Raw genomic sequence first — 23,000 nt, forward strand, 5'->3', positions numbered from 1 at the left:
AGCGACGGGTAGATCAGCTCCCGCGAGCCCAGGTTCAGCTTCCGCGTCACCGGGTAGCCCTTGGCCTCCAGGGCCTGCGCGTAGATCTCCGCCAGGATCTGGCTGTCGGTGAAGTTGAAGGACGCGACGACGATCGGCGCCCCGCCCTTGCCCGCCGCGGCGGGCTTGTCGTCCCCGCCACCGCACGCCGTCAGGCCCAGAGCGGCCACCGCCACCAGCGCGGCCACTCGGATGTTCCGGGTCCAGCCCACGTCCCACACTCCTCAGTCAAAATCCGACGTGCAGGACCCTAACCAGCCCCACCGACAGAAACCACATACTGGGATCACGGCGCGAGGTGCTCACGCAGCGTCGAGCCGGTGTATTCGGTCCGGTACCGGCCCTTGCGCTGCAGGATCGGCACGACGTGGTCGACGAACGCGGTCAGCTCGTAGGGCAGCGTCGATCCCATGATGGTGAACCCGTCGACGGCGCCGGCGTCCTGCCAGGTGAGCACGTGGTCGGCGAGCTGCTCCGGAGTGCCCACGAAGTGGACCTGCCCCGCGCCCCCGGTGATCCGGCCCGCGATCTCGCGCAGCGGGGCGTCCGGACGCTCCCGCGCCGCCGCGGCCAGCTGCTGCAGGCGGCTCGATCCGCCTTCGGCCCGGAGTTCGGCGGGCAGCGGGGCGTCCGGGTCGAACGCGTCCGGGTCGAGGCCTGCGGTGTACAGCGCGTTCTGCCAGCGGAACTCCGGGCTGGCCAGGTCTTCGAGCCGCTGCGCCCGGGCCTTCGCCTCGGCCTCGGTGCCGCCGAGAGTCACCATCAGCGCGGGCAGGACGCGCACGCCCTCGGGGTCCCGGCCCGCCGCGACGACCTGGGCGTCCAGCTCGGCGCGGAACTTCACCGCCGCCTCCAGCGACGGGGGTCCGGAGAACACCAGCTCCGCGTACCGGGCGGCGAGGCCGATCCCGGCGGCCGACTGTCCCGCCTGGACGAGCACCGGGCGGCCCTGCGGCGACCGCGGGAACGGCAGCACGCCCTCGGCGTCGTAGAACCGGCCGTGGAAGCGCGGCGCGTGCAGCTTGGCGCGGTCGGCCCAGACGCCGTTCTCGCGGTCGCCGACGATCGCGTCGTCGTCCCAGCTGTCCCACGCCCGGGTGACGACGTCGACGAACTCGTGGGCGCGCTCGTAGCGGTCGGCGTGGTCCGGGTGGGCCTTCTCGCCGAAGTTCGCCGCGGCCAGCGAGGTGATGGTGGTGACGATGTTCCACCCCGCCCGCCCGCCGCTGAGGTGGTCGAGCGTGGCGAACCGGCGGGCGAGCTCCCACGGCTTGTTGTAGGTCGTCGACCCCGTCCCGATCAGGCCGATCCGCTCGGTGACCGCGGCCAGGGCCGACAGCACCGAGATCGGGTCGAACTGGGTCTGTGGCAGGTGGGTGGCGCGGTACTCGGCGATGGCGATGTTGTCGGCGAGGAAGATCGAGTCCATCAGGCCGCGCTCGGCCGTGCGCGCGATGTTCGCGTAGTACGGCAGCCCGAGGACCCCGCGGACGTCGTCGTCGACGACCCGCCACGCGGACTCGTGGTAGCCGTTCGGCCAGATGAAGGCGTTGAAGTGCAGGGAATCTCCGGTCACAGCGCGGCTCCTTCGATGGTCGCCGCCGCGTCGGCGGCGGTGCGGCCGTGGACGGCGGGGCGGCCGCCGTACGGGTCCTGGTCGGTCCACAGTGCCGTGGGCGCGGCCGCGCGCACCACGGGCACGACTTCGGCGGCGAAGCGTTCGAGCATGGCGAGCTGCTGCTCGTGCGGGATCATGGTCGGCAGGCTGAAGGACTGCAGGTCGTGCCCGAACGCCTCGTGCCACCACAGGATCTTCTCGGCGATCTGCTGCGGGCTCCCGACGAGCACCGGCCCGCGCGCGATCGCGTCGTCGATGGTCGGGAACTCCATCGCGTTGCCCGGGGTGTGGTTCCCGGGCCGGTTGAAGAACTCGACGATCTTCTCGTACGTCGGGCCGAACGCCTCCCGGGCTTCCTGCGTCGTGTCGGCGAGGTACAGGAAACCCGCCCCGGCGCCGACGAAGGCGAACCGCGGGTCGTGACCGTGCTCGGCGTACTGCTTGCGGTAGTGCTCGATCAGCACGGTGTAGTTGTCGCGCGGCTGGATCGCGTTGGCCGAGAAGAGCGGGTCACCCCACTTGGCCGCCAGCTCGGCCGAGGTCAGCGTGGTGGCGGAGCCGTGCCAGACCCGCGGCGCGCCGGCGAACGGGCGCGGCAGGCTGGTCACTTCGTTCAGCGGGCCCCGGAAGCGGCCCTCCCAGGTGAGGTCCTCCTCGCGCCAGAGCCGGCGCAGCAGCTCGTACTTCTCGGCGAGCGCGTCCCACTGGTCGCCGTTCGCGATGCCGAACATGGGCAGCTGACGCAGCTCGTTGCCCTTGCCGATCACCAGTTCCAGCCGGCCACGGGAGAGCTGGTCGACCGTGGCGTAGTCCTCGGCCACCCGCAGCGGGTCGTGAACCGACAGGACCGCGACGCCGGTCTGGATCCGGACGCGGCTCGTCGTCGCGGCGATCGCACCCAGCAGCACGGTCACGCCACTGCTCAGGAAGTGACCGGCGTGGCGTTCCCCGAGCGCGACGGCGTCGAACCCGAACTCCTCCGCGTAGCGCGCCGAGGTCAGCGCCTGCGCGAAGCGCTCGTCGGTGCGGACCTGGCGACCGGTCACCGGGTTGGTCAAATGGGGCAGGATGTCCAGAACCTGGAATCTCATGAGGTGGCTCCGTGCTGTCCGGGCTCGCGCTGGGGGTTCCGTCCTGGTCAAACAGAATCTTCGCGAGGCTATTCCCGGACGCTGCGGCGTTCCACATGCTGAACGCCGGCTACCCGACGTCGATCCCGAACAGCGCGGCGGCGTTGCCGTGCGCGATCTTGCGGCGGTCCAGTTCGCTGATCGGTGCGCGCTCGATCCACTCGGCGGCGCCGGCGTTCTCCGAGTACGGGTAGTCGACGGAGAACATGATGTGGTCGGCGCCGACGGTCAGCACGGCGTTGATCAGCGCGTGGTCGGAGAAGGTGCCGCTGGTGGTGATCCAGATGTTGTCCGCGACGTACTCGGGCAGCGTCTTGCGCGGCCGCTGGTCGAAGGGGTTGGCCTGGAACATGTTCTGCGTGCGCCACAGCAGCGCGGGCAGGGCCTCCCCCAGGTGGCCGAGGATCAGCTTCGCCGTCGGGAACCGGTCGAAGTGCCCGCTCAGCAGCAGCCGCACCGCGTGCGACGCCGTTTCGGTGCCGAAGCCCCAGGTCGCGCCCTTCATCTCCGGGTGCCCGGCGTAGAGGGCCTGCCCGCCCGGCAGCGACGGCCGCGGGTGCAGGTACAGCGGCACGTCGAGCTCGGTGAGCGTCTCCCAGAACCCGTGGTAGCGCGGCTCGTCGAGGTAGCTGCCGTGTTCGGGGTCGCCGACGTTCGTGTAGCCGTTGACGAGCACGCCCTTGAAGCCGAGTTCGGTGACCGCGCGGCGCAGTTCGGCCGCCGCGTTCTCCGGTTCCTGCAACGCCACCGCGGCGAAGGCGGAGTACCGGTCCGGGTGCCGGGCGACCTGCCCGGCGAGGAAGTCGTTCTGCCGGCGCGCTTCCGCGGTCGCCGCCGCCGGGTCGACGATGCTCTGGATGCCGGGCGCGGTGAGCGACAGGATCGTGTGCGCGATCCCCGCCCGGTCCATGCTGCCGAGCCGGACGTCGTCGAACTCCCGCAGCTTCTCCATCACCGGCCGGTAGAACTCCGGCGTCACCCCGCCGCGGTCGGACGCGTCGGCGAGCGCCGCCTCGTCGGCCAGCAGCCGGGCGACGCGCTCGGGGTGCTCGTAGGCCTCTTCCAGCGCGATCTTCGGCAGCATGATCACCACCGTACCGGCGCCCGAGAGTGACCCGCGTCACTCCGCCCGCGTGATCCGGGAACCCGTTCCGGGGCCCGCGAGAAGAGCAGCTGACACTCTGCGGAGCGAGAGGCGGGCGATGACCCCGGAAGACACCGAAGCCGACGACGACGCGAGCGTGATCGCGCGGTCGCGGCAGGAGCCGAGCCTGTTCGCGGTCATCTTCGACCGCCACGCCCGGCACATCCACCGCTACCTGGTCCGGCGCCTGGGCCCGACCGCGGCGGACGACGTCCTGGCCGACACGTTCCTCATCGCGTTCGGCAAACGGGCCAAGTTCGACCTGTCCCGGCCGGACGCCCGGCCGTGGCTCTACGGCATCGCCACGAACCTCGTCTCCCGGCAGTGGCGGGCGGAGGTACGCGAGCTGAAGCTCCGCCTGGCCGTCGGGCCGCCCGCCGTGGACGACGGCCTCGCCGACCGGGTCGCCGAGCAGGTCAGCGCCCAGGCGCTGGGTGCGGACCTCGACCGGGCGCTGGCCACGCTGCGGCCCCGCGAGCGGGACGTCCTGCTGCTCGTCGCCGCGGAAGGGCTGGGCTACCAGGAGGTCGCCGAAGCGCTGGCCGTCCCCGTCGGCACCGTGAAGTCGCGGCTCAGCCGCGCCCGGACCCGCCTCCGCGCCGAACTCGGCGCCCTCGACCTCGTGAAGGAGATCTCCCGCCATGGATGAGCTCGACCTGATCCGCGACCGCGCGGAATCCGTCGGCTTCGCGCCGGCGGAGCACCTCGCCCCGGCCCGGGAGCGCCTGCTGGCCGCGGCGCGCGGCGACCGGCCGCACGGGTCCCGGCGCTGGTTCTGGGCCGCCGGCGCCTCGGCCGGCCTGGCCGCGGCGATCACCGCGGTCGTGGCGCTCGCCCCGGCGGACCGGATCGGCATCGGGGCGGGCGTCGCGCACGCCGATCCGGTGCGGGTGCTGGCCGAAGCGGCCGGTGTGGCGCTGCGGGAACCGGTCACGGCCCCGCGCCCCGACCAGTTCCTCTACGTCAGGACCGAATCTCCCGGCAAACGGACGCGCGAGATCTGGCTGTCGGTCGACGGCACCCGCGACGGGCTGATCGGCGACACCCCCGTCCCGGGCTGCCACCGCGGCCGGGACTGCCGGCCCGCCCCCGCCTACCGGACGGACCTGCCGACGACCGCCGGCGCGATGCTGGCCTACCTCCGCGCCCACGACAACGGCAAGGACGGCAACGTCAACTCGCTGGCCAAGAACGTCGTCACCCTCGCCTACGAGCGGGCACTCACCCCGGCGTCCTACGCCGCCCTGTTCGAGGCGGCCGCGAAGGTGCCCGGGCTGACGGCGCTCGACCACGTCACCGACGGTGCCGGCCGCCCGGGGGTCGGGATCACGTGGACGAACCCCGCCGACCCGCCCGGGGGGAAGCTGGAGGTGTTCGTCTTCGACGCCACCACGCACCAGCTCCTCGGGACGGAACAGAGTGCCGTGACGGTGAAGACCTTCGTGGACGAAGCGGGGCAGCGGCCCTGACCGCGTCGCCGGCCGGGACTCACGACGAGTCCTGGCCGGCTTCGTAGAACGACGCGAACGACGACACCGGCTCGCGCGGCGTGCGATGAGCACCGAGCCGGTGCTCGTGGTCGGCGTATCCCAGCGCCACCCCGCACACGATCACGTGGTCGTCCGGCACCCGCAGGTGACGCCGCAGCACCGGGTGGAAGTCGATGAACGACGCCTGGGCGCACGTGTGCAGCCCGGCTCCGCGCGCGGCCAGCATCAGCGCCTGCAGGAACAGGCCCGCGTCGATCAGCGCGCCCTCCAGGGGCGCCCGGCTGACCGTGAGGACCATGCCGACCGGCGCGCCGAAGAAGTCGTAGTTGCGCCGGTGGTGGCCGAGGCGGCCGGCGGTGTCGCCGGGCTCGATGCCGAGCGCGTCCCGGTAAAGCCCTTCACCGAAGCGGCGGCGGCGCGAGCGGAACGGCTCGCGCCACTGGTCCGCGCCGGGCTGGTAGGCGAACTCCCCCGCCGAGCGGCGGCCTTCGTCGTGCGCGCACAGCAGGTCCGCGCTCAGCGCCCGTTTCGCCGCGCCGGTCAGCACGTGCACCTGCCACGGCTGGCAGTTGGAGTTGCTGGCCGACCGCGCCGCCAGGCCCAGCAGCCGCTCGACCGCCGCGCGGGGCACCGGGTCCGGCCGGAAAGCCCGGCAGCTGCGGCGGGTCAGCAGCGCCTCCTCGACGGTGGCGCTCACTCGGCCGGCGGCGTGATGTCGTAGGAGATCCGGCCCGCCGGCAGGTAGAACAGGGCGATCAGGGCACCGCCCTTGACCTCCGGGTAGTGGTGGCTGCCGGGACCCGGTGCGGTCCAGCCCGGCCCACTCCAGCCGCGGGGGCCCATCAGCTTCGCGTCCGGGTCGAGCGGCACCACCAGGTTCAGCTCGCCGTACGGGTGCTGGTGGTACTGGCCGCGGTAGGGCTCGACGCTGTCCATGTAGACGGCGGTGACGCTGAAGTAGTTCAGGGCGTCCTGGGGGTCGGAGATCCGGCTGCGCCGGTACTTCGGGCCGTCCACCTCGATGTTCGCCGCCCAGCCGGCGCGGACGCCGTCGGTGATCATGCGCGCGAGGTCGTCGTGGAGCGGGCTGCCGGGGCCGTGGTGCTCGTTGAGCCAGGTCTCCAGCTCCCCGCCCGCGGTCCGGTTCTTGACGTCGTCGAGGAACGGGATGCTCCGGTCGATCAGCTGCTGGGCGGTGGTCATCGTGGGCTCCTTCCGATCGTGGGTCCGAAGGTAAGCCGATGTTTCGTTACAGTCAAGTATTGTAACTTAACAGCCAGGTATCGTAACGAATCCGCTAGGCTCCCCTCATGGCGCGAGCACGCGAAGCAGCGACGAACGACGAAGCCGGGCCGCGGCCCGGTGGCCGTCCCCGCGACGCCGGGCTCGACGAGGCGATCATCCTGGCCACCCGGGACCGCCTCGTCCGCGACGGCTACTCGCTCATGACGATCGGCGACATCGCCTCGGACGCGAAGGTCAGCCGCCCGACGCTCTACCGGCGGTGGAGCACGAAGTTCGAGCTGGTCGTCGACGCGCTGGACTACGGCTTCCGCAAGCAGCGGGACAGCTACGCGGTCGACCTGAGCAGCATGGCCCCGCGGGAAGCGCTCGTCGAAGCCGTGCGACGGCTGGATCCCGCGTACTTCAACCCGGACGCCATGGTCCTCATGGGCAACTTCGCCGGCGAGGCGATCCGCACGCCGGAGCTGCTCGGGATCCTGCGCGAACACGCCGTCGAACCGCGGGTCGCGCTGGTCGAGAACGTGCTGACCCGGCTACAGGACAGCGGTGCGGCGCGGGACGACATCGACAAGCACACCATCGCGACGCTGTGCTTCGGCAGCTACTTCGCCGCCTTCTACCGCGGCGAAGGCCGGGACGAAATCCCCGAAGCGGTCGTTTCGGTGCTGTGGCCCGCGATCGCGAAGGCGAAGCCGTCCCGCGAACGGCCGTGACATCAGCGACTCCCCACAACCAAACCGGGCTCCCATCCGTGCATTAAGAGTGTGAGGACGACTTCGGATCGACGGCGGCGCTTCCGCGCGCGTGCCGTGGCCGTCGCGGTGCTGGTGGGGGCCGGTATCGCGTTCGCCAACGCCGCCGCCGGCGCCCCGGCCGGCCCCGCGCTGGCCGCGGCTCTCGGCGGGCACAGCCTGCCCGGCACCAGTGCACTGGGCCGTGACCCGGCGCCCGTGCCACCACCGCCGACGACGCCCGCACCGGCGCCGATCCTGCCGTTCAACGCGAAACTGACGTCGGACGACATTCCGGTCCCGGGCGGCGGCGTGCGCGACGGCGCCTGCAGCGGCTCGCTGGTCGCGCCGCAGTGGGTCGTCACGGCCGGGCACTGCTTCCACGACCTGAAGGACGCCCGGATCGGCGGCCGGCCGCCGTACACGATGACCGTGACGATCGGGCGGCTCAAGGACAGCGACCCCGGCGGGCACACGGCGGTGGTCGTCGACGTCCGCCAGTCGCCGGTCAACGACCTGGCGGTGGCGAAGCTCAGCGCGCCGGTGGACGACATCACCCCGGTGGAGCTGGCGACGAAGCGCCCGTCGGTCGGCGAGGAGCTGCAGTTCGCGGGCTGGGGTTCGCACTCGGCGACCGTGCTCGGCCCGTCCGACCACCTCAAACGCGGCCATTTCCGGGTTTCGGGCATCGGCGAGTCCACCTTGGAGGCGCTGCCGATCGGTACGCGCACGGTGGACAACGGCCCGTGCCCGGAGGACTCCGGCGGCCCGTTCTTCGTCTCGGACGACGACGACCGCACCGGGCGCCTGGTGGCCATCGTGAACACCGGGCCGCCGTGCCCGCAGCCGGGCGCGGAGACGATCGCGCGGGTCGACGTGGTGGCGGGCTGGATCCGCGAGCAGACCGGCTGACGGGGGTCAGTCCGCCCGGCGTACCGGCACCGACGGCGGCGCGTCCGGGCCGGACAGCGGCGCCGGCCCGAACCAGTCGAGGCACACCACCATCGCGTCGTCCTCGGCCTGGCCGCCGCGACGGCGCCGCGTCAGCTCCCGCAGCACCGCGCCCGGGACGTGCGCGGCCGGGAGGTCGGCCGTCGCCGCGACCGCGTCCGCCAGCTCGCGGTCGCCGTAGTGCTCGCCGTGCGGACCGAGGGCGTCGTACACGCCGTCGCTGACGAAGACGTAGCGGTCGCCTTCGGTCGCCTGGAAGCCTTCGGTCTCGTAGACGGTGCCGTCGAACGTGCCCAGCGGGAGCTGCTCGTCGAAGAAGACGCGCTCGGCCTTCCCGTCCCGCAGCCGCCACAGCCGCGGCGAGCCGGCGTCGACGACCGACACCGCGCCGGTGGCGAGGTCGAACTCCAGCAGCAGGGCGGCCACGTGCTCGGCGCCGCGGTAGTGCGCGTAGACCGCCTGGTCGGCGAGCTCGGCCTGCGCGTCGAGCGCGATCCCCGCGCGGCGCGCGTTGCGCAGCGCGTTGACCGCGAGATTGGTCAGCAGCGCGGCTTCGCTGCCCTCCCCCATGCCGTTGATCAGCGTGACGGCGAGCTTCCGCGCGGACGCCGACCAGTCGAAGCAGTCGCCGTAGATGGCGTACGCGGGCTCGAGCTGCCCGCCCAGGGCGAACTCGGCGCGGGTGCACGCGCGGCCGGGCAGCAGCTGCCACTGCATCTCGGCGGCCAGCGTCAGCCGGGACGACCGGCGGGCCTGGATGTAGAGGTCGGTGTCGCGGTCGGCGACGAACAGCTCGTGCGCCACCGCCTCGGCGAACCGCTCGAGCTCGGCCCAGACGGGCGGCTCGGGCTCCTGCGGCAGGGTGACGGCGAGGACGCCGAGCCGGTCGCCGCGGACGCTGACCGGCAGGTACCCGGTGACGCGCTCGCCGTCGTGGGAGAACGTGGCCGCCTGGGCGAGGAAAGCGTCGCCCGGCGTCGTGCCTTCCACCGGGATCGGCTCGGTGGTGTAGGGCTCCCGGCCGACGCGGCACAGCTCGGTCAGGGCGTAGTCGGCCACCAGCAGTTCGACCGTCAGTGCGCCGAAGTGCGCGCCCAGCCCCGAGCGCAGCGCCGCCGGCAGGTCGTGGGGCGGGACGTCACGCAGCAGGCGCTCCACCGCCAAGGATCTGTCCAACGCCCGCCTCCTGCTCACCGATGGTCCACGACGAATCACGTGAGCCGTGCTGCCGGTTCAGCATAGGGATGCCACAGTGGGGGCCGTGGATCCATCCCGCGAGCAGGCCGCCCCGGACGGGGCGGCCGCCGTGTCGGGCCTGGCCGACCTCTTCGAGGCGGTGCTCGAACGCGTCCGGGACGTCTCACCGCAGCCGCTTTCGGTGTCGCAGCTGCGCGCGGTCGTCGTGCTGGACCGCCACGACGGGGTCAACCTGCGGGAGCTGGCCGAACGGCTCGACTCGACGCCGCCGCTGGTGAGCCGGCTCTGCGACCGGCTGGAAGCGGTGGGTTTCCTGGAACGGCTGCCCAGTGCGCGCAGCCGCCGGGAGCTGACGCTGCGGCTGTCCGACCGCGGCCGCGCCTACCTGCACGACCTGCGCTCGCGGCGCCGGGAGAGCATCCAGGCGCTGCTGGGGAAGATGAGCCCGGCCGGCCGGGCCGCGCTGACCGCCGGGCTGCGGGAGTACCGGGCGCTCGCCGACGCGGACGGCGACTCCGCCGGGCTCCGGTGAATCGCCGACTTGTATAGTGCATCGAACTGTTGTTATATGACAACAATAAGCCGGCGTACCGCAGCGCGCGCCCCGAACCCCGGAGGTGGAGTCGGTGCTGGGCACGGACGACCGGGGGCGGGACCAGCCGGCCGAGGCGCCGCATGCGCGCTGACGAGCGAACCGACGAGACGCACGTCGTCCACCCGGTGCGGGTGGAGCACGACCTGCTGGCCGCCCGCCACGCCGTGCGGGCCGGCGCCGTCGCCGCGGGCTTCTCGATCATCGACCAGACGAAGATCGTCACCGCGGCCAGCGAGCTCGTCCGCAACGCCTACGTCCACGGGGGTGGCGGCACGATGACCGTCGGCGTGGTGCGCGACGCCACCGGCCGCGTCGGGCTGCGGCTGCGGGTACGCGACGAAGGCCCCGGCATCGCCGTCACCGGGCGGGCGCCGGCCGACGGGTTCGGCCTCGGCGGCACCCGCCGACTGGTCGACGACTTCCACCTCGACACCGCGCCGGGCCACGGCACCACCGTGACCGTCGTGCGCTGGAAACCGTGACCGCGACCGTCGCCGCGCCGACCCGCCACATCCGCGCCGGCCACCCCGGCGCCGGGTCCGCCGCCGCCCGCGTCGCGCGGGAGACGGCGGGCGAGGCCGGGCTGTCCGAGGCACTGGCCGAACGCGCCGCGACCGTGGCCGCCGAGCTCGCCGGGAACCCCCGCGGTGGCTCGGTGTTCGTCCAGCGCTCGCTCACCGGGCGCGGGATCGACGTGCTGGCCGCCGACGACGGCCCCGGCGCCGACCCCCGGTCGCTCGACGACGACACGGCGACCACCGGCCTGGGCGCGGTAAAACGGATGGCGACCACGTTCCGGATCACGTCGTCGCCCACGACAGGAACGCTCGCCGCCGCCCGGATCCTCGAGTCCGCGCCGCCCCTGCCCGCGGGCCAGGCCGGGCACTTCCGCCTGCCGCGCGAGGGCGAGACGTACTGCGGCGACGGCGTCGCGCTGGCCGAGGTCACCGGCAGCCGCACCGCGTGCGTCGCCGACGGGCGCGGCCACGGCCCGGACGCCGCCGAGGCCGCCGACGCCGCGCTGCGCGTGTTCACGCAGAACCCGGACCGGCCGCTTCCCCACCAGCTGACGAACATGCACCGCGCGCTCCGGACGACGCGCGGTGCCGGGATCGCGCTGGTGCGGGTCGCGCCGCACCGGCTCGAGTTCTGCGGCGTCGGCAGCGTCGGCGGCGCGACCGTCGGCGGCGCGTCGCGCCTGCTGCTCAGCACGCCCGGCATCGTCGGGTTCTCCCTGCCCGCGGCCCCGGTCCGGCAGCTCACGCTCGCCGAAGACGAGGTCGTCGTCCTGCACACCGGCGGCGTCGGCGGCGGCTGGCGCGGCCCCGGCCGGCCGGCGGACGTGCTGCTGTTCGCCGCGGAGGTCGCCCACCGGCACCGGAACCCCGACGACGACGCGGCCCTGCTCGCCCTGCACCCGGAGCGTCCCGCCTGATGCACCCCGAGCTGACCCGGATCCGGCGGCGGCTGCGCGTCGCCTGCGACGAAGCCGGTGTGCCCGCCGAAGACCGCGCGCGCCTGGTGCTCGCCGTGACGCTGCTCGCCGAACCCGCCCTGGCCGCGGGGGAAGCCGTGGACGTCACCACGACGGCCGCCGGCCACCGGCTCGCCGTCACCGCCCGGTTCGCCCGCGCCGTGGGCCAGAGCCGGCGGAACGCGCTGCCGCTGCTGCCGGAAGCGGGCGACGACGGCGTGCTCACCTGGCACCTCACCAGCGGACCGGGCCCGGCGGACCCCGCCGATCCCGACGACGAACGGGCCACCCGGCAGGAGATGCTCGCGCTGATCGCCCGCGCCGACACCCTCGACCGGGAGCAGCGGGACCTCAAGCACGAGCTCGCGGAGACCAACAGCGGCGTCCTCGCGATGTACGTCGGCCTCGAACAGCGCGACGAGCGGCTCCGCCACGCCCACGCGGTCATCTTCCGCGAGCTGGAGGACGCCCTGCGGCCGCCCGCGCCGGCGGTGCCGGGCCTGGAGCTGGCCGTCCACTACTCCCCCACCGACCAGGACTCCCCGACCGGCGGCGACCTCTACGACTGGTTCGTCCTGCCCGGCGGCGAGCTGCACGTGACGCTCGTCGATGCGGTCGGCCACGGTGTCACCTCGACCCGGGACGCCCTGACCGTCACCCACGCGATCCGGACCCTCGCCCTCGAAGGGCACCCGTTCCCGGACCTGATCTCCCGTGCCGCCCGCGCTCTCGCGACGATCGAAGCCGGGCTGATGGCCACCCTGCTGCTCGCCCGCGTCGACCCGGCGACCGGCCGCACGCGGCTCGCGAACGGCAGCCACCCCGAACCCGTGCTGGTCACCGCCGGGGGCGACGCGCGGCTGCTGCCCGCCGCCGTGATCGGCCGCGGGATCGGCTTCCCCGCACCCGGCAGCCCCCGGCTCGTCGAGCTGGACCTCACGCCGGGCGACACCCTGCTGCTCTACACCGACGGTTTGGTCGAGAGCCGCAAGGACATCGACGAAGGTCAGGACCGGCTGCTGGCACTGGCCCGCGAGCACCACGCCCGCCCGGCCGCGGCCCTGCCCCGGGAGCTGGTGACCCGGATGCACGACGTCGTCACCTACGCCGACGACACGGTCGCCATCGTCGTCCGCCGGACCTGACCGAAGACCGGCCCGGGGCAGGCTCAGGAGGCGAGCGGGATCTCGGCCCACACGGTCTTGCCGCCGTCGCGGCGGTGGAAGTGCCCGCGCCGGTCGGTGCAGGCGGCGACCAGGGTGAGCCCGGTGCCCGCCGGCGCGGCGTCGGGCACGACCGGGTCGAACCACGCGGACCCGCCGGCGTCCTCCACCCCGACCCACACCGCGGCGTCCGCGCAGATCAGCACCGCCCGCAAGGGCCCGCCGGCGTGCCGGACGGCGTTCGTCGCCAGCTCACCGGTGATCAGCACGACGTCCGCGGCCACCTCGGCCGGCACGGCACTCCCGGCCAGCTGCTCGCGCGCCCACGACCGCACCAGCCTGATCTGCGCCGGATCCGCGTCGAACTCGAAACTTTCCCGTGTCATGACTTCGGTACCTCCCCCAGAACGGTTCCCCCGTGACCTGGGATGACCGGGCGGGAAGATTCTTACACGTGAATTAGCACAAATGGCCGCACCCGTTCACCACTCGTCTGCCATTGGCCGGGCCATTCCGGCCGCTCACCGCACCCGGGGGCGCCGGGCTGTTACAGATCACGGCCGGTGCGCGACACCACCGTCGAGCATGACGGGAAGAGCGGGGTAGATGGCGGGCGAACGACAGGTGCGGCTGCGGCTGGGCACCCGCACGGTCTCGATCCCGGCCGGGCACAGCCGCGAGGTGGTGGAGTACGCCGGGGTGACCGTGCTGCGCGTCGAGGACGGCGAACCCGTCGAGCAGGCGTGGGTGCCGGTCGGCACCTGCCCGAGCTTCGCCGATGACGAGGCGCTGATCGCCGCCTGGCACGCGGCCCTGCAGTGGACCCGGTCCCCCACCGGCGCGTGAGCCGGACCACACCTGTCACACGGCCTGGCCGCGCGGTGTCTTGATGCCGAACTCGACATCGAAGGAGACACCATGACCGAGCCCACCGAGGTCGTCGTCATCGGCGGCGGATACGCCGGCGTCATGGCCGCCAACCGCCTGACCCGGCGCGACGGTGTCGCCGTCACCCTGGTCAACCCGCGCCCGCACTTCGTCGAGCGGATCCGCCTGCACCAGCTCGCCGCCGGCACCGGCGACGCGGCCGTGGCCTACCGCGACGTCCTGGCCGAGCGCGTCCGGCTGGTCGTGGACAGCGTGACCCGGATCGACGCGGACTCGCGCGGCGTGACACTCGCGGACGGCGGCACGCTCGGCTACGACTACCTGATCTACGCGGTCGGCAGCGCCGGCGCCGACGTGCCCGAGTTCGCTTACCCCGTAACGACTTTCGAGGAGACGCAGCGGCTGCGGCCGGTCCTCGAAGCCGCGTCCGCGGTGACGGTCGTCGGCGCCGGGCCGGCCGGGATCGAGACCGCGGCCGAACTGGCGGAAGCGGGCCGCGCGGTGACGCTGGTCTGCGGCGGGGAGCTCGGGCCGTACCTGCACCCCGCGGGCCGGCGCGCGGTGGCCGGGCGGCTGGCGAAGCTGGGGGTGACCGTGCTCGCCGACGCGGTGGTGAGCGAGGTGACCCCCGATACCGTGCGGCTGGCCGACGGTCGCGAGCTGCCGAGCGCGGTGACCGTCTGGACCGCCGGGTTCGGCGTGCCGGACCTGGCCGCGCGCAGCGGGTTGAGCACCGACGCACTGGGCCGCCTGCGCACGGACGAAACGCTGACGAGCGTGGACGACGACCGGATCGTGGCGGCCGGCGACGCGGCGGCGCCGTCGGACCTGCCGTACCGGATGGGCTGCCAGTCGGCGGTCCAGCTGGGCCCGCAGGCCGCCGAGACGGTGCTCAGCCGGCTCGCGGGAGCGCGTCCCGCCCCGGCCGACGTCGGGTTCGCCGGCCAGTGCCTGAGCCTCGGGCGCCGAGCCGGGATCTTCCAGTTCTCCCGGCGCGACGACTCGGCGATCCGGCTCCACCTCGGCGGGCGGCTGGGGGCGAAGGTCAAGGAGCTCGTCTGCGCGAGCACCGTCAAGCAGCTGGCGTACGAGGCCCGCAAGCCCGGGGCCCGCAAGTGGTGGGTCAAGGACAAGCGGCGCCCGGACCTGCTGCGGGACCACCTGGTCGACGCGTGAGGAGAAGGGGGGTGCCGAGGCACCCCCCTTCCGTCAGTTCCCGCTACGCCGTCCCGTCGAAATTACCGCCGGGATCGGGGCGCCGGTGATCACGAACTGCGAGCCCGGTTCGATCACGACGTCGCCCTTCGCCGAGCCGGAGATCGTCACGTTGGTCAGCGTCGCGCTGCCGCGGGCGCCGCTCATCGCGAGGATCCCGGCCCCGTTGGTGGACCGGTCGATCTTGACGTTCGAGATCGCCGCCGTCACCACGCCGCCGCCGGTCTTGAACTGGATGCCGTCGTAGGTCGAGTCGTGGATCTCGGTGTCCCGCAGCGTCACCCCCGGGATGTCCTTGCTCTGCGCGAAGAACGTGATCGCGCCGAACTGTTGCTGCTCGCCCCAGAACACGCCGCCGCAGCGGTAGAGGGCGTTGTTCGCGATCAGCGTCTGCCCGGAGAAGGGCAACGGGTCGTGGTCGGTCGCCAGCATGATGCCCGGGTAGTTCATCGTGTCGGACACCAGGTTGTTCTCGATCTTGTTCCCGTAGCCGCCGTAGACCGCGATCCCGTTGGCGCGCCAGGGAAGCTGGATCGTGTTGTTGGCGAACACGTTGTCGTGCCCGATGTCGGTCGACGGGTCCTTCACGTACTGGTTGGCCCACACCGCGAGCGAGTCGTCCCCGGTCGTGCGGAAGGACGAGTTGAACACCCGCGAGTTGCGCGTGCCGTTCGTGAAGTTGATGCCGTCGGCGTAGGTGTCGCGGACTCGCATCCCGCTGAACTCCAGACCGTCGGCCGGGCCCCACAGCTCGGGCTTGTTGCTGTAGTCGCGGCCGACCCACACGCCGACGTTGGCGTGCTCGATCCAGACGTTCGAGATCTTCGTGCCGGTGCCGAAGCGGCCGTTGAGCCCGACGCCGCCTTCGGCGTTCCCGTCGCCGCCGCGGATCCGGCCGGAGCCGAAGATCGCGAGGTCCGAGATCTGCGTGTTCTTGTCGATGTCGAACCCGAAGTTCCCTTCGTGCGGGTGGTTGATGGTGCCCGCGTCCTGCGGCTGGATCAGCGAGTACAGCTGGGAACGCCACATGCCGGCGCCGCGGATCGTCACGTTGGAGATGCCGATCTGGTTGTACTGGCCGCCGCCGTTGGGCACCGTCGGGTCGTCGGTCAGGATCTTCGCCTCCTGCCGCCACTGGCCTTCCGGGATCCAGACGCAGCCGATGACGCCGTTCTGGTCGTCGGTCACCGCGCGCTGGATCGCCGGAGCGTCGTCGACGCCGTCGTTCGGCACCGCGCCGTACGCGGTGATCGACGTGCACTCGGCCGGCTTCGACAGCGCGGGCGCCACCTGCTCCAGGTCGACGAGGTCGATGACGTAGTAGGCCGCGTTGTCACCGTTGTCCCGCTGCAGCTTGAACTTCGTGCCCGCCGGGTAGGACTGGGCCAGCAGGGCGTGCGACTCGTCGAACAGCCGCCGCGCGTCTCCCCCGGGCCGGTTGGTGAGGCCTTCGGGATCGTCGGTGGAGCCGTAGAGCCAGCTGTGCGTCGAGGACAGCGTCAGCTTCTGGGCGAACGCGCCGTTGACGTACAGGCTGAGCGTGTAGTCCTGCCCGCCGCCGGCCGCGGCGTCGGGCACCGAGTTGCGCACCACGATCGAGTTCGACTGGTTGGTCGACGTGACCTCCACGTACTGGCCCTGGCTCGCCAGCCGCACGGACTGGCGGCCCGAGGACTCGGTCGCGAAGTTCGTGTGCCCGAACGTGCGCAGCGGGTCGGTCTGGAGCAGCTGTCCCTGGTACTGCGCGGATTCCGCCTCGTACTCGGTGTACGGCACGGCCGCGCCGCGGCCCACCACGATCGCCCGCGAGAGCTCGTTGTTGGACTCGTTGGTCTCGGCGACGGTGTTCGTGGAGTCGGCCGTCGCGGTGAGGGTCGCGCCGCCGTTGGCCGCGGTCCACGTGCCGGAGATCGCGACGTTCGCCGTGGCCCCGGCGGCGATCGAGGCCGTGGCGCCGGTCAGCGTGGTGGCGCCGGCGGTCAACCGGGTCACCGAGGTGCCCGAGGCGCTCGTGCCGCGGTTGTGCACCGCGACGGTGAACGACACCGCCGCGCCGGCCGCCGGGTTCGGTGGGTTCGACGTGATGCCGGTGACCTCGAGGTCCGGGCCGGGCGCCTGCGCGATCACGAGCTGGGCCGGTGAGGTGAACGTGTTGTTCGTGTCGTCCTGTTCGACGACCGCGTTCGCCGGGTCGACCGTGGCCGACACGCTGTAGGTCCCTTGCGGGCGGGTACCCGCGTTCACGGTCACCGTCGTGGACGCGCCCGCGGCGAGAGCGCCGACGGCCGCGTTGCCGACGACGGTCCCGCCCAGGCTGGCGTTGACGGTCGTCGCGCCCGAAGCCGCGGTGCCCGCGTTCTTGACGGTCGCGGAAACCGCGAGCTGGCTCGTCTCCGTCGGGTTCGCCGGGGTCCACGTCGTGCCGGTGACGACGAGGTCCGGGTTCGGCGCCGGGGTCCCGAGCACCTGCAGCTCCGCGACCTGCCCGCCGGGCGCGCCGGAGTTGGCGGAGAACTGCAGCCGGACGTCCGCGGCCCGGCCGCTGACCGGGATCGTCACCGTGTTCTGGTTGGCGGCGGGGTCGAAGCGGTAGTCGGCGCGGGCTTTGAGGGAGGTGAACGCGGTGGCGCCCTGGTCGCGGCCGAGGACCTCGAAGTTCTGCGTCCGCGCACCCCAGCCCGGGTCCGGGTTGAGCTTGACGACGACCTGGTCGAGATCGGCGTTGGCGCCGAGCTTGACGGTCAGCGTGCTCGGGTGGCCCGCGGCTTCCCAGTACGTGCCGGTGTTGTTGTCGTTGGCGTTGGCGGCGACGAAGGTGAAGACGCTCGAGGAGGCCTCGATCGGCTTGCCCGCGGCCAAGTTCTGGCCGACCTGGGTGCCCTGGCGCACGACGTGGTTGCTGTCGGCGGACTCGTGCCCGGCGGCGTCCTTGGCGCGGACGAAGTACTCGACGCGCGTGCCGGCGGGCCGGGTCTCGGTGAAGGTGGTGGCGGTGACCGTGGTGACGGGCGTGCCGTCGCGGTAGACGGTGTAGCCGGTGACGCCGACGTCGTCGGTCGAGGCCGACCACGTCAGCTTGACCTGGCCGGAGGCGGGCTCGGTCAGCGCGAGGTTCGCCGGCGCGGTCGGGGCCTGCGTGTCCCCGGTGTCGAGGCCGTACAGCTCGAACTCCGAGAGCTGCGCCGCGGGCCACTGGGTGTTGCCGATGATGTTGAGCCGGACGTACCGGGCCGAGGCCGTCACCGGGATGGTGACGGTGTTGGCGCTGGGCGCGAAGGCGTACCCGCTCGACGCCGCGAGGTCGGTGAACGTCGTGCCGTCGGTGCTGCCGCGCACGGCGAGGGTCTGGGTGCGGGCCTCCCAGCCGGTGGGCAGCTTCAGCACGACCCGCGAGAGGGCCTTCGTGGAGCCGAGGTCGGCCTGGATCCACTGCGGGAAGGCGCTGTTCGCCGACTCCCAGTACGTGGCCTGGTTCCCGTCGACGGCGTTGGCGACGGGATAGCCGGACAGCGCGCTGCTCGCCGACACCGTCCTGGTCAGCGGTACTTCCGCGAGCGCGGCTTGGGGCGCGGCGGCCGCTTCGGGTGCACCGGGTGGACCGCTCGCCGCGGAGGCGAGGGAGAGTCCGGTGACGGACAGCCCCACGGCGAGGAAACCGGCGACGAGCCGGGACAGGCGCGTACGAGTCATGGCGTCTTCTCTTCTTCGAGACGGCGGGGACGGGAGCCTGAGCCACCCGAGCATGCAACAAGTGAGCGCCGTCACGCAAGAACTTGACACCGATCAGAAAATTTACGACTCCTTCGCCGTCACTCGACTGGCCCAACCGGACGAACCAGGGCGAACCGCTCCGCGAAGGCCGCCATCTCCGCCCGCTGAGCGACCGGGTCGGCGGTCGTGGGGCTGACGACGACGCGGGTCACGCCTTCTCCCGCGAGGCGCTCGATGTCCACTTCGGACATTCCGATCGATCCCCATCGCGTGTACTGCAAGGCATCCGGGTCCCGGCCGGCTTCGCCCGCGGTGGCCCGGGCGAGCTCGAACTGACGGCGGCGCTCCTCCGGGGTGAGCAGGCCACCGGGGAAGTAGCCGTCCCCGCGCCGCCCGGCCCGCCGCGCGGCGGCGTCGCTCGAACCCCCGACGTGGATCGGCAGGTCACCGCCGACCGGCTTCGGGAAGCTGCAGACGGCGTCGAGGCCGAAGAACTCCCCCGCGTGACTGACGCCGTCCGCACCCCCGGCCCAGAGCAGCCGCAGGACGTCGATCGCCTCGTCGGCCCGGCGGCCGCGGGTGGCGAAGTCGACCCCGGTGGCCGCGGCTTCGCCGGGCAGCGCGCCGACGCCGATGGTGAGCAGCCGCATGCGCCCGCGGGACAGCAGGTCGACCGTCGCGAGCCGCTTGGCGAGCACGACCGGGTGGTGGTACGGCAGCAGCAGGACGCCGGTGCCGAGCAGGATGCGCCGCGTGTGGGCGGCGACGAAGGTCAGGCACTCGAGCGGATCACCGTAGGGCAGCGACGGGTCCAGCTCCATCGGCCCGATCTTGGCGCCGGGGTGGAGCGCGACGTGCTCCGGCACGTATAGCGACTCGAAGCCGAGGTCCTCGGCGTCCTTCGCGAACCGCGCGAGGTTGTCTGGGTCCACGCCGAAGTGGGGCGTGCTGTAGCTGATTCCGAACTTCACACGGGGCGACGCTAAACGGTGACGCCCACGTCAAGGCAAGGGTTTTCCGGCTCAGCGGAGCGCGAACACCATCCCGATGTCGGCCGCCTCCTGGACCGGGTCCTGGACCGCCTCGACCGTGAACCCGCGCGTGGCGAAGACTTCGCGGACGCGGTCGCGGTTCTCGCCCCACCGCTCGACTTCGACGACCGCCTGCCGGACCAGCGGCCAGTGCCGCTCTTCGATCCCCCGCAGCACTTCGAGCTCGGCACCCTCGACGTCGACCTTGAGCAGGTCGATGCGGTCGATCCCCTCCTCGTCGAGCACCGGCGACAGGGGCCGGACCCGGACGCGGTGCGTCTCGAGGTCGCGCATCACCTTCAGCTGGCGGCCGACCAGGCCGCGCAGGATCGGCGCCGGCACGCGGCGGGCGGCCGGGCCCATGCCCCCCTGCCGGATCATGGCGACGATGCTGGCGGTGACCCGCTTGCGCTCCGCCTCGACGTTCCCCTCGTCCCGCCAGGACGACGAGAAGATCGTCGCGCCCGGGAAGTAGCTGAAGTCGAGCTCGTCCTCACCGCCCGAGAGCCCGAAGGGCAGCGCTTTCAGCCGCCCCGCGAAGAAGTCGCGGCTGTTGTGCTCCAGCTTCTCGTAGAGCGGGGGCAACGGCTCGAACGCGTAGATCCGCACGTCGCCGCCGAGCCGTTCGTACACCGCCGCGGAGAAGACGCCGACGTTCGCCCCGACGTCGAGGACGGTCGCGCCGGGCGCGAGCTCGATGCCGTGGGCGAAGTAGCCGCCGACTTCTTCACGAAGGAACGACACTTCCCACGAGTTGACGCTGTGCAGGTCCATGGTCACGCGCAGAGGCTTATCAGGCCCGGCGCTGGTGATCCAGCCCCATTGGTAGGTCGCCCGATCGTGGGCGGCGGCTTGGGCCACACTGGGACCATGACCGCGACGCTGCTCAGCTCCCGCCAGCTCGAGGTGCACGACCACGTCCTGGCGCGCGGCTGGCGGCTCGACGGGGACACCGGCCCCGCGGACGTCAAGTTCCTCGACGACGCCAAGGCGGGCTGGTCGTACCCGGCCAGCTTCGGCGGCGAGCGGACCAACAAGGTCTCCGACACCACCCCGGTCGTCCTGCAGTGCTACTTCACCTTCGGCGACGAGGGCGAGGTGGTGTTCGCGGTCGTCCCAGCGGGCAACCTGCGCGGCAGCGGGTGCGCGAAGCACGACACGCGTGAGCGGCAGTTCCCGCTCACCGGTGACGGCCGCGTCGACCTGACCACGCTCACCGCGATGCTCGACGAGCTGGAGCCGCCCGCGCGGGAGCACGACGTCCACGCGCTCGTCGAGTGCCTGTACTTCGGGCCGTGCGCTAGCCGACCTTGAGCCGGCACTCCGTGCCCAGGGTGAAGGTCATGACGTACTGGTGGCGGGCCAAGAGGTCCGTGGCCGTCGCCCGCGGTTGCGGCCCGCTCGACCGTTCGAACAGCGCGCCGGCGGACGGCGATTCGCCGAACCGTCCGGACAGGTCGGCCGGCCGCTCCACCCAGGATTCGCCGAGGTAGCCCGGTGAGGTGCAGCCGGTCGTGCCGGGGGCCGGCTCCGGCACGAGGTAGCTCACCGCGGGCACCGTCCCGGCGTCGACCTCGCCGGCCTCGGCCTGAGTGATCCGGTAGTACTCGACCGAGCTCCGGAGCACGCTGCCGCCCTCGAGCCAGCCCAGGGCCTTGCCCGCGGCGTCGGCTTCGCCGATGCGCGTCAGGAAGTCGCCGTCGAAGCCCGCCTCCCGGCTGTAGGTCATCCGGCAGGTGATCGTTTCGGGGTCCCGGGCGCCGAACTCGGTGATGTAGTCGACCTCGCACGCTTCACGCGTCCGCGGTTCGGCCCACTCGGCCCACGGCAGCCGCGGCGGTAGGTCCGTCAGGGGCTTTGCCGCCCAGCGGTCGTTGATCTCCCGGTTCGCCCGTGCGGCCGCGGAGTCGGCGGCCGCCAGGTAGTCGTCGCGCGACAACGACGTACCCGCGTCCACCCAGGCCACGCACCCCGCGACCACGGCCACGGCCGCCACCCGCCATCCCCACCCCATGTCCCCAGCATGGCCCAGGCGGCCACGTCCGCGCACCCGCGTGCCCGGCCGGGTACTCAGCGTAGTCCTTGACGGACTCGCCCTGCCTCCTTAAGTTGTCGGGACATAGGACGTCAGACATCCCATGTCCTACCTCGACGAGGAGGTCGAACCGGTGTCCCCGATTCGCAGGTTCAGCACGATTCTTCTGGTGGCGGCCACGACCGCGCTGTCTTTCACCCCCGCGGCCACGGCCGGCCCGGTGCACGGATGCGCGTCGTCCGTGCCCTTCGCCTCCGGCACCGACGGGTACGACACCTTTCGCATCCCCGCGGTGGTCCGGGCCGCGAACGGCGCGCTCGTCGCGTTCGCCGAAGGACGGCGCGACTCGGCCGGGGACTCCGGGGCCATCCAGACGGTGTCCCGCACGTCCCTCGACGGCGGTTGCACCTGGGGGCCGCTGTCGGTGGTGGACAGCAACGGCGACGCCACCGCCGGCAACCCGACACCGGTGCTCGCCCGGGACGGCGAGCTCGTGCTGCTGACCGTCCACAACGGACTGGTGTCGGAGAAGCAGATCATGTCCGGGCAGGCGTCCGACCAGGACACCCGGCGCGTGTTCGTGCTGCGCAGCCGCGACAACGGCCGGACCTGGTCCGCCGCGCAGGACATCACCGCCGTCGCGAAGCAGCCGGGCTGGCGGTGGTACGCCACCGGACCCGGCCACGCGACACTGCTGAAGCACGGCCTGCACGCGGGCCGGATCGTGGTGCCCGCCAACCACTCCAGCTCCCCGCCGGCCGGGTCGACCGACGTCGGCACCGAGGCGAAGTACTACGGCGGCCACGACCTCTACAGCGACGACAACGGCCGCACCTGGCACATCGGCTTCACCGACGACCGCACCGACGGCGTCGTCGCCGCGAACGAGACGACGGCGACCGAGCTGCCCGACGGCACCCTCTACTTCTCCAGCCGCAACCAGGGGTCCGCCGCCGAGCACCGCGTCGACGGCTACAGCGTGGACGGCGGGAAGACGCTGGTCCGGCCGTACCGGGTGCAGCCGTCGGTGTCCGGGACGAAGGTCGAGGGCAGCGTGCTGCAGACGACCGTCCCGTGGCTGATGGCGTACTCGGGGCCGGCCGACCCCGCCACGCGCACGGTGATGCAGCTGCGGCTGAGCACCGACTTCGGGCACACGTGGCGTCCGGGCCGCACGCTGACCACCGGGCCGGCGGCCTACTCCGACCTGATCCAGGCCGATCCCGGCACGGTCGGGATCCTGTACGAGACGGGCACGGCCGGTCCGTACGAGAAGATCGTGTTCGAGCGGGTGGGTTTGACTCCGGGACAGCTCGGGAACGCCCCCGCGAGGAGGTGATCGA

Annotated in this window: 24 protein-coding genes; 12 read left to right on the forward strand and 12 right to left on the reverse strand. The window is 72.6% G+C overall.

Translation table 11 applies throughout. The features are described from left to right. From AB0C38_RS29795 to AB0C38_RS29810, 4 genes are all read right to left on the reverse strand, one after another. The coding region (locus AB0C38_RS29795) for a glycine betaine ABC transporter substrate-binding protein (protein WP_360679539.1) at window positions 1–251 on the reverse strand (251 nt) is incomplete at its 3' end. A gap of 74 nt (window positions 252–325) precedes the next feature. Continuing rightward, window positions 326–1,615 (reverse strand): LLM class flavin-dependent oxidoreductase, encoded by a 1,290-nt coding sequence (locus AB0C38_RS29800; protein ID WP_360679542.1) that lies wholly within the window; start codon window positions 1,613–1,615, stop codon window positions 326–328. Further along, a complete protein-coding gene (locus tag AB0C38_RS29805; protein ID WP_360679545.1) occupies window positions 1,612–2,748 on the reverse strand; it encodes an LLM class flavin-dependent oxidoreductase in 1,137 nt (378 codons plus the stop codon). Before AB0C38_RS29805 ends, AB0C38_RS29800 begins: the two co-directional genes overlap by 4 nt. Before the next feature lie 109 nt (window positions 2,749–2,857). Next, a complete protein-coding gene (locus AB0C38_RS29810) occupies window positions 2,858–3,871 on the reverse strand; it encodes an amidohydrolase family protein (protein WP_360679548.1) in 1,014 nt (337 codons plus the stop codon). Window positions 3,872–3,989: 118 nt separating this feature from the next. Here AB0C38_RS29810 and AB0C38_RS29815 point away from each other — a divergent pair, with 118 nt between their 5' ends. Both AB0C38_RS29815 and AB0C38_RS29820 read left to right on the forward strand, forming a co-directional pair. Beyond that, on the forward strand, window positions 3,990–4,580 hold the full coding sequence (locus AB0C38_RS29815) for an RNA polymerase sigma factor (protein WP_360679551.1): 591 nt from the start codon (window positions 3,990–3,992) through the stop codon (window positions 4,578–4,580). After that, window positions 4,573–5,400 (forward strand): CU044_5270 family protein, encoded by an 828-nt coding sequence (locus tag AB0C38_RS29820; protein ID WP_360679554.1) that lies wholly within the window; start codon window positions 4,573–4,575, stop codon window positions 5,398–5,400. Before AB0C38_RS29815 ends, AB0C38_RS29820 begins: the two co-directional genes overlap by 8 nt. Window positions 5,401–5,419: 19 nt before the next feature. Here AB0C38_RS29820 and AB0C38_RS29825 read toward each other — a convergent pair whose 3' ends face one another. Both AB0C38_RS29825 and AB0C38_RS29830 read right to left on the reverse strand, forming a co-directional pair. Further along, the gene (locus AB0C38_RS29825; RefSeq protein WP_360679557.1) at window positions 5,420–6,118 is read right to left on the reverse strand and encodes a nitroreductase; all 699 of its coding nucleotides are present in this window, start codon (window positions 6,116–6,118) and stop codon (window positions 5,420–5,422) included. Then, window positions 6,115–6,624, reverse strand: coding sequence for a DUF4863 family protein (locus AB0C38_RS29830; protein WP_360679559.1), 510 nt, complete (start codon window positions 6,622–6,624; stop codon window positions 6,115–6,117). Before AB0C38_RS29830 ends, AB0C38_RS29825 begins: the two co-directional genes overlap by 4 nt. A gap of 107 nt (window positions 6,625–6,731) precedes the next feature. Here AB0C38_RS29830 and AB0C38_RS29835 point away from each other — a divergent pair, with 107 nt between their 5' ends. Together AB0C38_RS29835 and AB0C38_RS29840 are read left to right on the forward strand one after the other, a co-directional pair. Further along, entirely contained in the window at window positions 6,732–7,379 is a 648-nt protein-coding gene (locus tag AB0C38_RS29835) for a TetR/AcrR family transcriptional regulator (protein ID WP_360679561.1), read from the forward strand. A 51-nt stretch (window positions 7,380–7,430) separates the two neighbouring features. After that, window positions 7,431–8,309: a trypsin-like serine protease gene (locus tag AB0C38_RS29840; protein ID WP_360679564.1), complete on the forward strand. Its 879-nt coding sequence runs from the start codon at window positions 7,431–7,433 to the stop codon at window positions 8,307–8,309. 6 nt (window positions 8,310–8,315) lie between these two features. Here the strand turns inward: AB0C38_RS29840 and AB0C38_RS29845 are convergent, their stop codons facing one another. Continuing rightward, a complete protein-coding gene (locus tag AB0C38_RS29845; protein ID WP_360679567.1) occupies window positions 8,316–9,524 on the reverse strand; it encodes a PP2C family protein-serine/threonine phosphatase in 1,209 nt (402 codons plus the stop codon). Window positions 9,525–9,654: 130 nt separating this feature from the next. On the opposite strand from AB0C38_RS29845, the gene AB0C38_RS29850 reads away from it, so the two are divergent. The 4 genes from AB0C38_RS29850 (at window position 9,655) to AB0C38_RS29865 (ending at window position 12,759) form a co-directional block, all read left to right on the forward strand. Further along, window positions 9,655–10,077 (forward strand): MarR family transcriptional regulator, encoded by a 423-nt coding sequence (locus AB0C38_RS29850; protein ID WP_360680002.1) that lies wholly within the window; start codon window positions 9,655–9,657, stop codon window positions 10,075–10,077. Window positions 10,078–10,220: 143 nt separating this feature from the next. Further along, window positions 10,221–10,622: an ATP-binding protein gene (locus tag AB0C38_RS29855; RefSeq protein ID WP_360679570.1), complete on the forward strand. Its 402-nt coding sequence runs from the start codon at window positions 10,221–10,223 to the stop codon at window positions 10,620–10,622. Next, window positions 10,619–11,575: an anti-sigma regulatory factor gene (locus tag AB0C38_RS29860; RefSeq protein ID WP_360679573.1), complete on the forward strand. Its 957-nt coding sequence runs from the start codon at window positions 10,619–10,621 to the stop codon at window positions 11,573–11,575. The genes AB0C38_RS29855 and AB0C38_RS29860 overlap by 4 nt, the downstream gene beginning before the upstream one ends. Beyond that, a complete protein-coding gene (locus AB0C38_RS29865) occupies window positions 11,575–12,759 on the forward strand; it encodes a PP2C family protein-serine/threonine phosphatase (RefSeq protein ID WP_360679575.1) in 1,185 nt (394 codons plus the stop codon). The genes AB0C38_RS29860 and AB0C38_RS29865 overlap by 1 nt, the downstream gene beginning before the upstream one ends. A gap of 23 nt (window positions 12,760–12,782) precedes the next feature. Here the strand turns inward: AB0C38_RS29865 and AB0C38_RS29870 are convergent, their stop codons facing one another. Then, on the reverse strand, window positions 12,783–13,163 hold the full coding sequence (locus AB0C38_RS29870; RefSeq protein WP_360679578.1) for an ATP-binding protein: 381 nt from the start codon (window positions 13,161–13,163) through the stop codon (window positions 12,783–12,785). Window positions 13,164–13,383: 220 nt separating this feature from the next. On the opposite strand from AB0C38_RS29870, the gene AB0C38_RS29875 reads away from it, so the two are divergent. Together AB0C38_RS29875 and AB0C38_RS29880 are read left to right on the forward strand one after the other, a co-directional pair. Then, complete coding sequence (locus AB0C38_RS29875; protein WP_360679582.1) at window positions 13,384–13,623, forward strand: hypothetical protein; 240 nt, start codon at window positions 13,384–13,386, stop codon at window positions 13,621–13,623. A 72-nt stretch (window positions 13,624–13,695) separates the two neighbouring features. After that, a complete protein-coding gene (locus AB0C38_RS29880) occupies window positions 13,696–14,841 on the forward strand; it encodes an FAD-dependent oxidoreductase (RefSeq protein ID WP_360679585.1) in 1,146 nt (381 codons plus the stop codon). 33 nt (window positions 14,842–14,874) lie between these two features. Here AB0C38_RS29880 and AB0C38_RS29885 read toward each other — a convergent pair whose 3' ends face one another. The 3 genes from AB0C38_RS29885 to AB0C38_RS29895 form a co-directional block, all read right to left on the reverse strand. Continuing rightward, window positions 14,875–18,570 (reverse strand): CARDB domain-containing protein, encoded by a 3,696-nt coding sequence (locus tag AB0C38_RS29885; RefSeq protein WP_360679588.1) that lies wholly within the window; start codon window positions 18,568–18,570, stop codon window positions 14,875–14,877. A gap of 119 nt (window positions 18,571–18,689) precedes the next feature. Next, entirely contained in the window at window positions 18,690–19,562 is an 873-nt protein-coding gene (locus tag AB0C38_RS29890) for a TIGR03619 family F420-dependent LLM class oxidoreductase (RefSeq protein ID WP_360679591.1), read from the reverse strand. Window positions 19,563–19,613: 51 nt separating this feature from the next. Next, window positions 19,614–20,396 (reverse strand): FkbM family methyltransferase, encoded by a 783-nt coding sequence (locus AB0C38_RS29895; RefSeq protein WP_360680005.1) that lies wholly within the window; start codon window positions 20,394–20,396, stop codon window positions 19,614–19,616. 96 nt (window positions 20,397–20,492) lie between these two features. Here AB0C38_RS29895 and AB0C38_RS29900 point away from each other — a divergent pair, with 96 nt between their 5' ends. Next, window positions 20,493–20,936 carry a hypothetical protein gene (locus tag AB0C38_RS29900; protein ID WP_360679594.1) on the forward strand — a complete coding sequence of 148 codons (444 nt, stop codon included), beginning with the start codon at window positions 20,493–20,495 and terminating at the stop codon, window positions 20,934–20,936. Here AB0C38_RS29900 and AB0C38_RS29905 read toward each other — a convergent pair. After that, complete coding sequence (locus tag AB0C38_RS29905; protein WP_360679597.1) at window positions 20,923–21,636, reverse strand: hypothetical protein; 714 nt, start codon at window positions 21,634–21,636, stop codon at window positions 20,923–20,925. The genes AB0C38_RS29900 and AB0C38_RS29905 overlap by 14 nt on opposite strands. Before the next feature lie 190 nt (window positions 21,637–21,826). On the opposite strand from AB0C38_RS29905, the gene AB0C38_RS29910 reads away from it, so the two are divergent. Next, window positions 21,827–22,996: a sialidase family protein gene (locus tag AB0C38_RS29910; RefSeq protein ID WP_360679600.1), complete on the forward strand. Its 1,170-nt coding sequence runs from the start codon at window positions 21,827–21,829 to the stop codon at window positions 22,994–22,996. Window positions 22,997–23,000 lie beyond the last annotated feature (4 nt).

The sequence above is a fragment of the Amycolatopsis sp. NPDC048633 genome, assembly GCF_040650695.1.
Lineage (GTDB): Bacteria > Actinomycetota > Actinomycetes > Mycobacteriales > Pseudonocardiaceae > Amycolatopsis.

Bases quoted from the DNA above. Each gene is read 5' to 3' on its own strand.
- AB0C38_RS29880 (WP_360679585.1), top strand. From the start codon at position 13,696: ATGACCGAGCCCACCGAGGTCGTCGTCATCGGCGGCGGATACGCCGGC.
- AB0C38_RS29895 (WP_360680005.1), bottom strand. From the start codon at position 20,396: ATGGACCTGCACAGCGTCAACTCGTGGGAAGTGTCGTTCCTTCGTGAA.
- AB0C38_RS29820 (WP_360679554.1), top strand. From the start codon at position 4,573: ATGGATGAGCTCGACCTGATCCGCGACCGCGCGGAATCCGTCGGCTTC.
- AB0C38_RS29900 (WP_360679594.1), top strand. From the start codon at position 20,493: ATGACCGCGACGCTGCTCAGCTCCCGCCAGCTCGAGGTGCACGACCAC.
- AB0C38_RS29865 (WP_360679575.1), top strand. From the start codon at position 11,575: ATGCACCCCGAGCTGACCCGGATCCGGCGGCGGCTGCGCGTCGCCTGC.
- AB0C38_RS29815 (WP_360679551.1), top strand. From the start codon at position 3,990: ATGACCCCGGAAGACACCGAAGCCGACGACGACGCGAGCGTGATCGCG.
- AB0C38_RS29805 (WP_360679545.1), bottom strand. From the start codon at position 2,748: ATGAGATTCCAGGTTCTGGACATCCTGCCCCATTTGACCAACCCGGTG.
- AB0C38_RS29855 (WP_360679570.1), top strand. From the start codon at position 10,221: ATGCGCGCTGACGAGCGAACCGACGAGACGCACGTCGTCCACCCGGTG.
- AB0C38_RS29810 (WP_360679548.1), bottom strand. From the start codon at position 3,871: ATGCTGCCGAAGATCGCGCTGGAAGAGGCCTACGAGCACCCCGAGCGC.
- AB0C38_RS29835 (WP_360679561.1), top strand. From the start codon at position 6,732: ATGGCGCGAGCACGCGAAGCAGCGACGAACGACGAAGCCGGGCCGCGG.
- AB0C38_RS29870 (WP_360679578.1), bottom strand. From the start codon at position 13,163: ATGACACGGGAAAGTTTCGAGTTCGACGCGGATCCGGCGCAGATCAGG.
- AB0C38_RS29875 (WP_360679582.1), top strand. From the start codon at position 13,384: ATGGCGGGCGAACGACAGGTGCGGCTGCGGCTGGGCACCCGCACGGTC.
- AB0C38_RS29830 (WP_360679559.1), bottom strand. From the start codon at position 6,624: ATGACCACCGCCCAGCAGCTGATCGACCGGAGCATCCCGTTCCTCGAC.
- AB0C38_RS29905 (WP_360679597.1), bottom strand. From the start codon at position 21,636: ATGGGGTGGGGATGGCGGGTGGCGGCCGTGGCCGTGGTCGCGGGGTGC.
- AB0C38_RS29885 (WP_360679588.1), bottom strand. From the start codon at position 18,570: ATGACTCGTACGCGCCTGTCCCGGCTCGTCGCCGGTTTCCTCGCCGTG.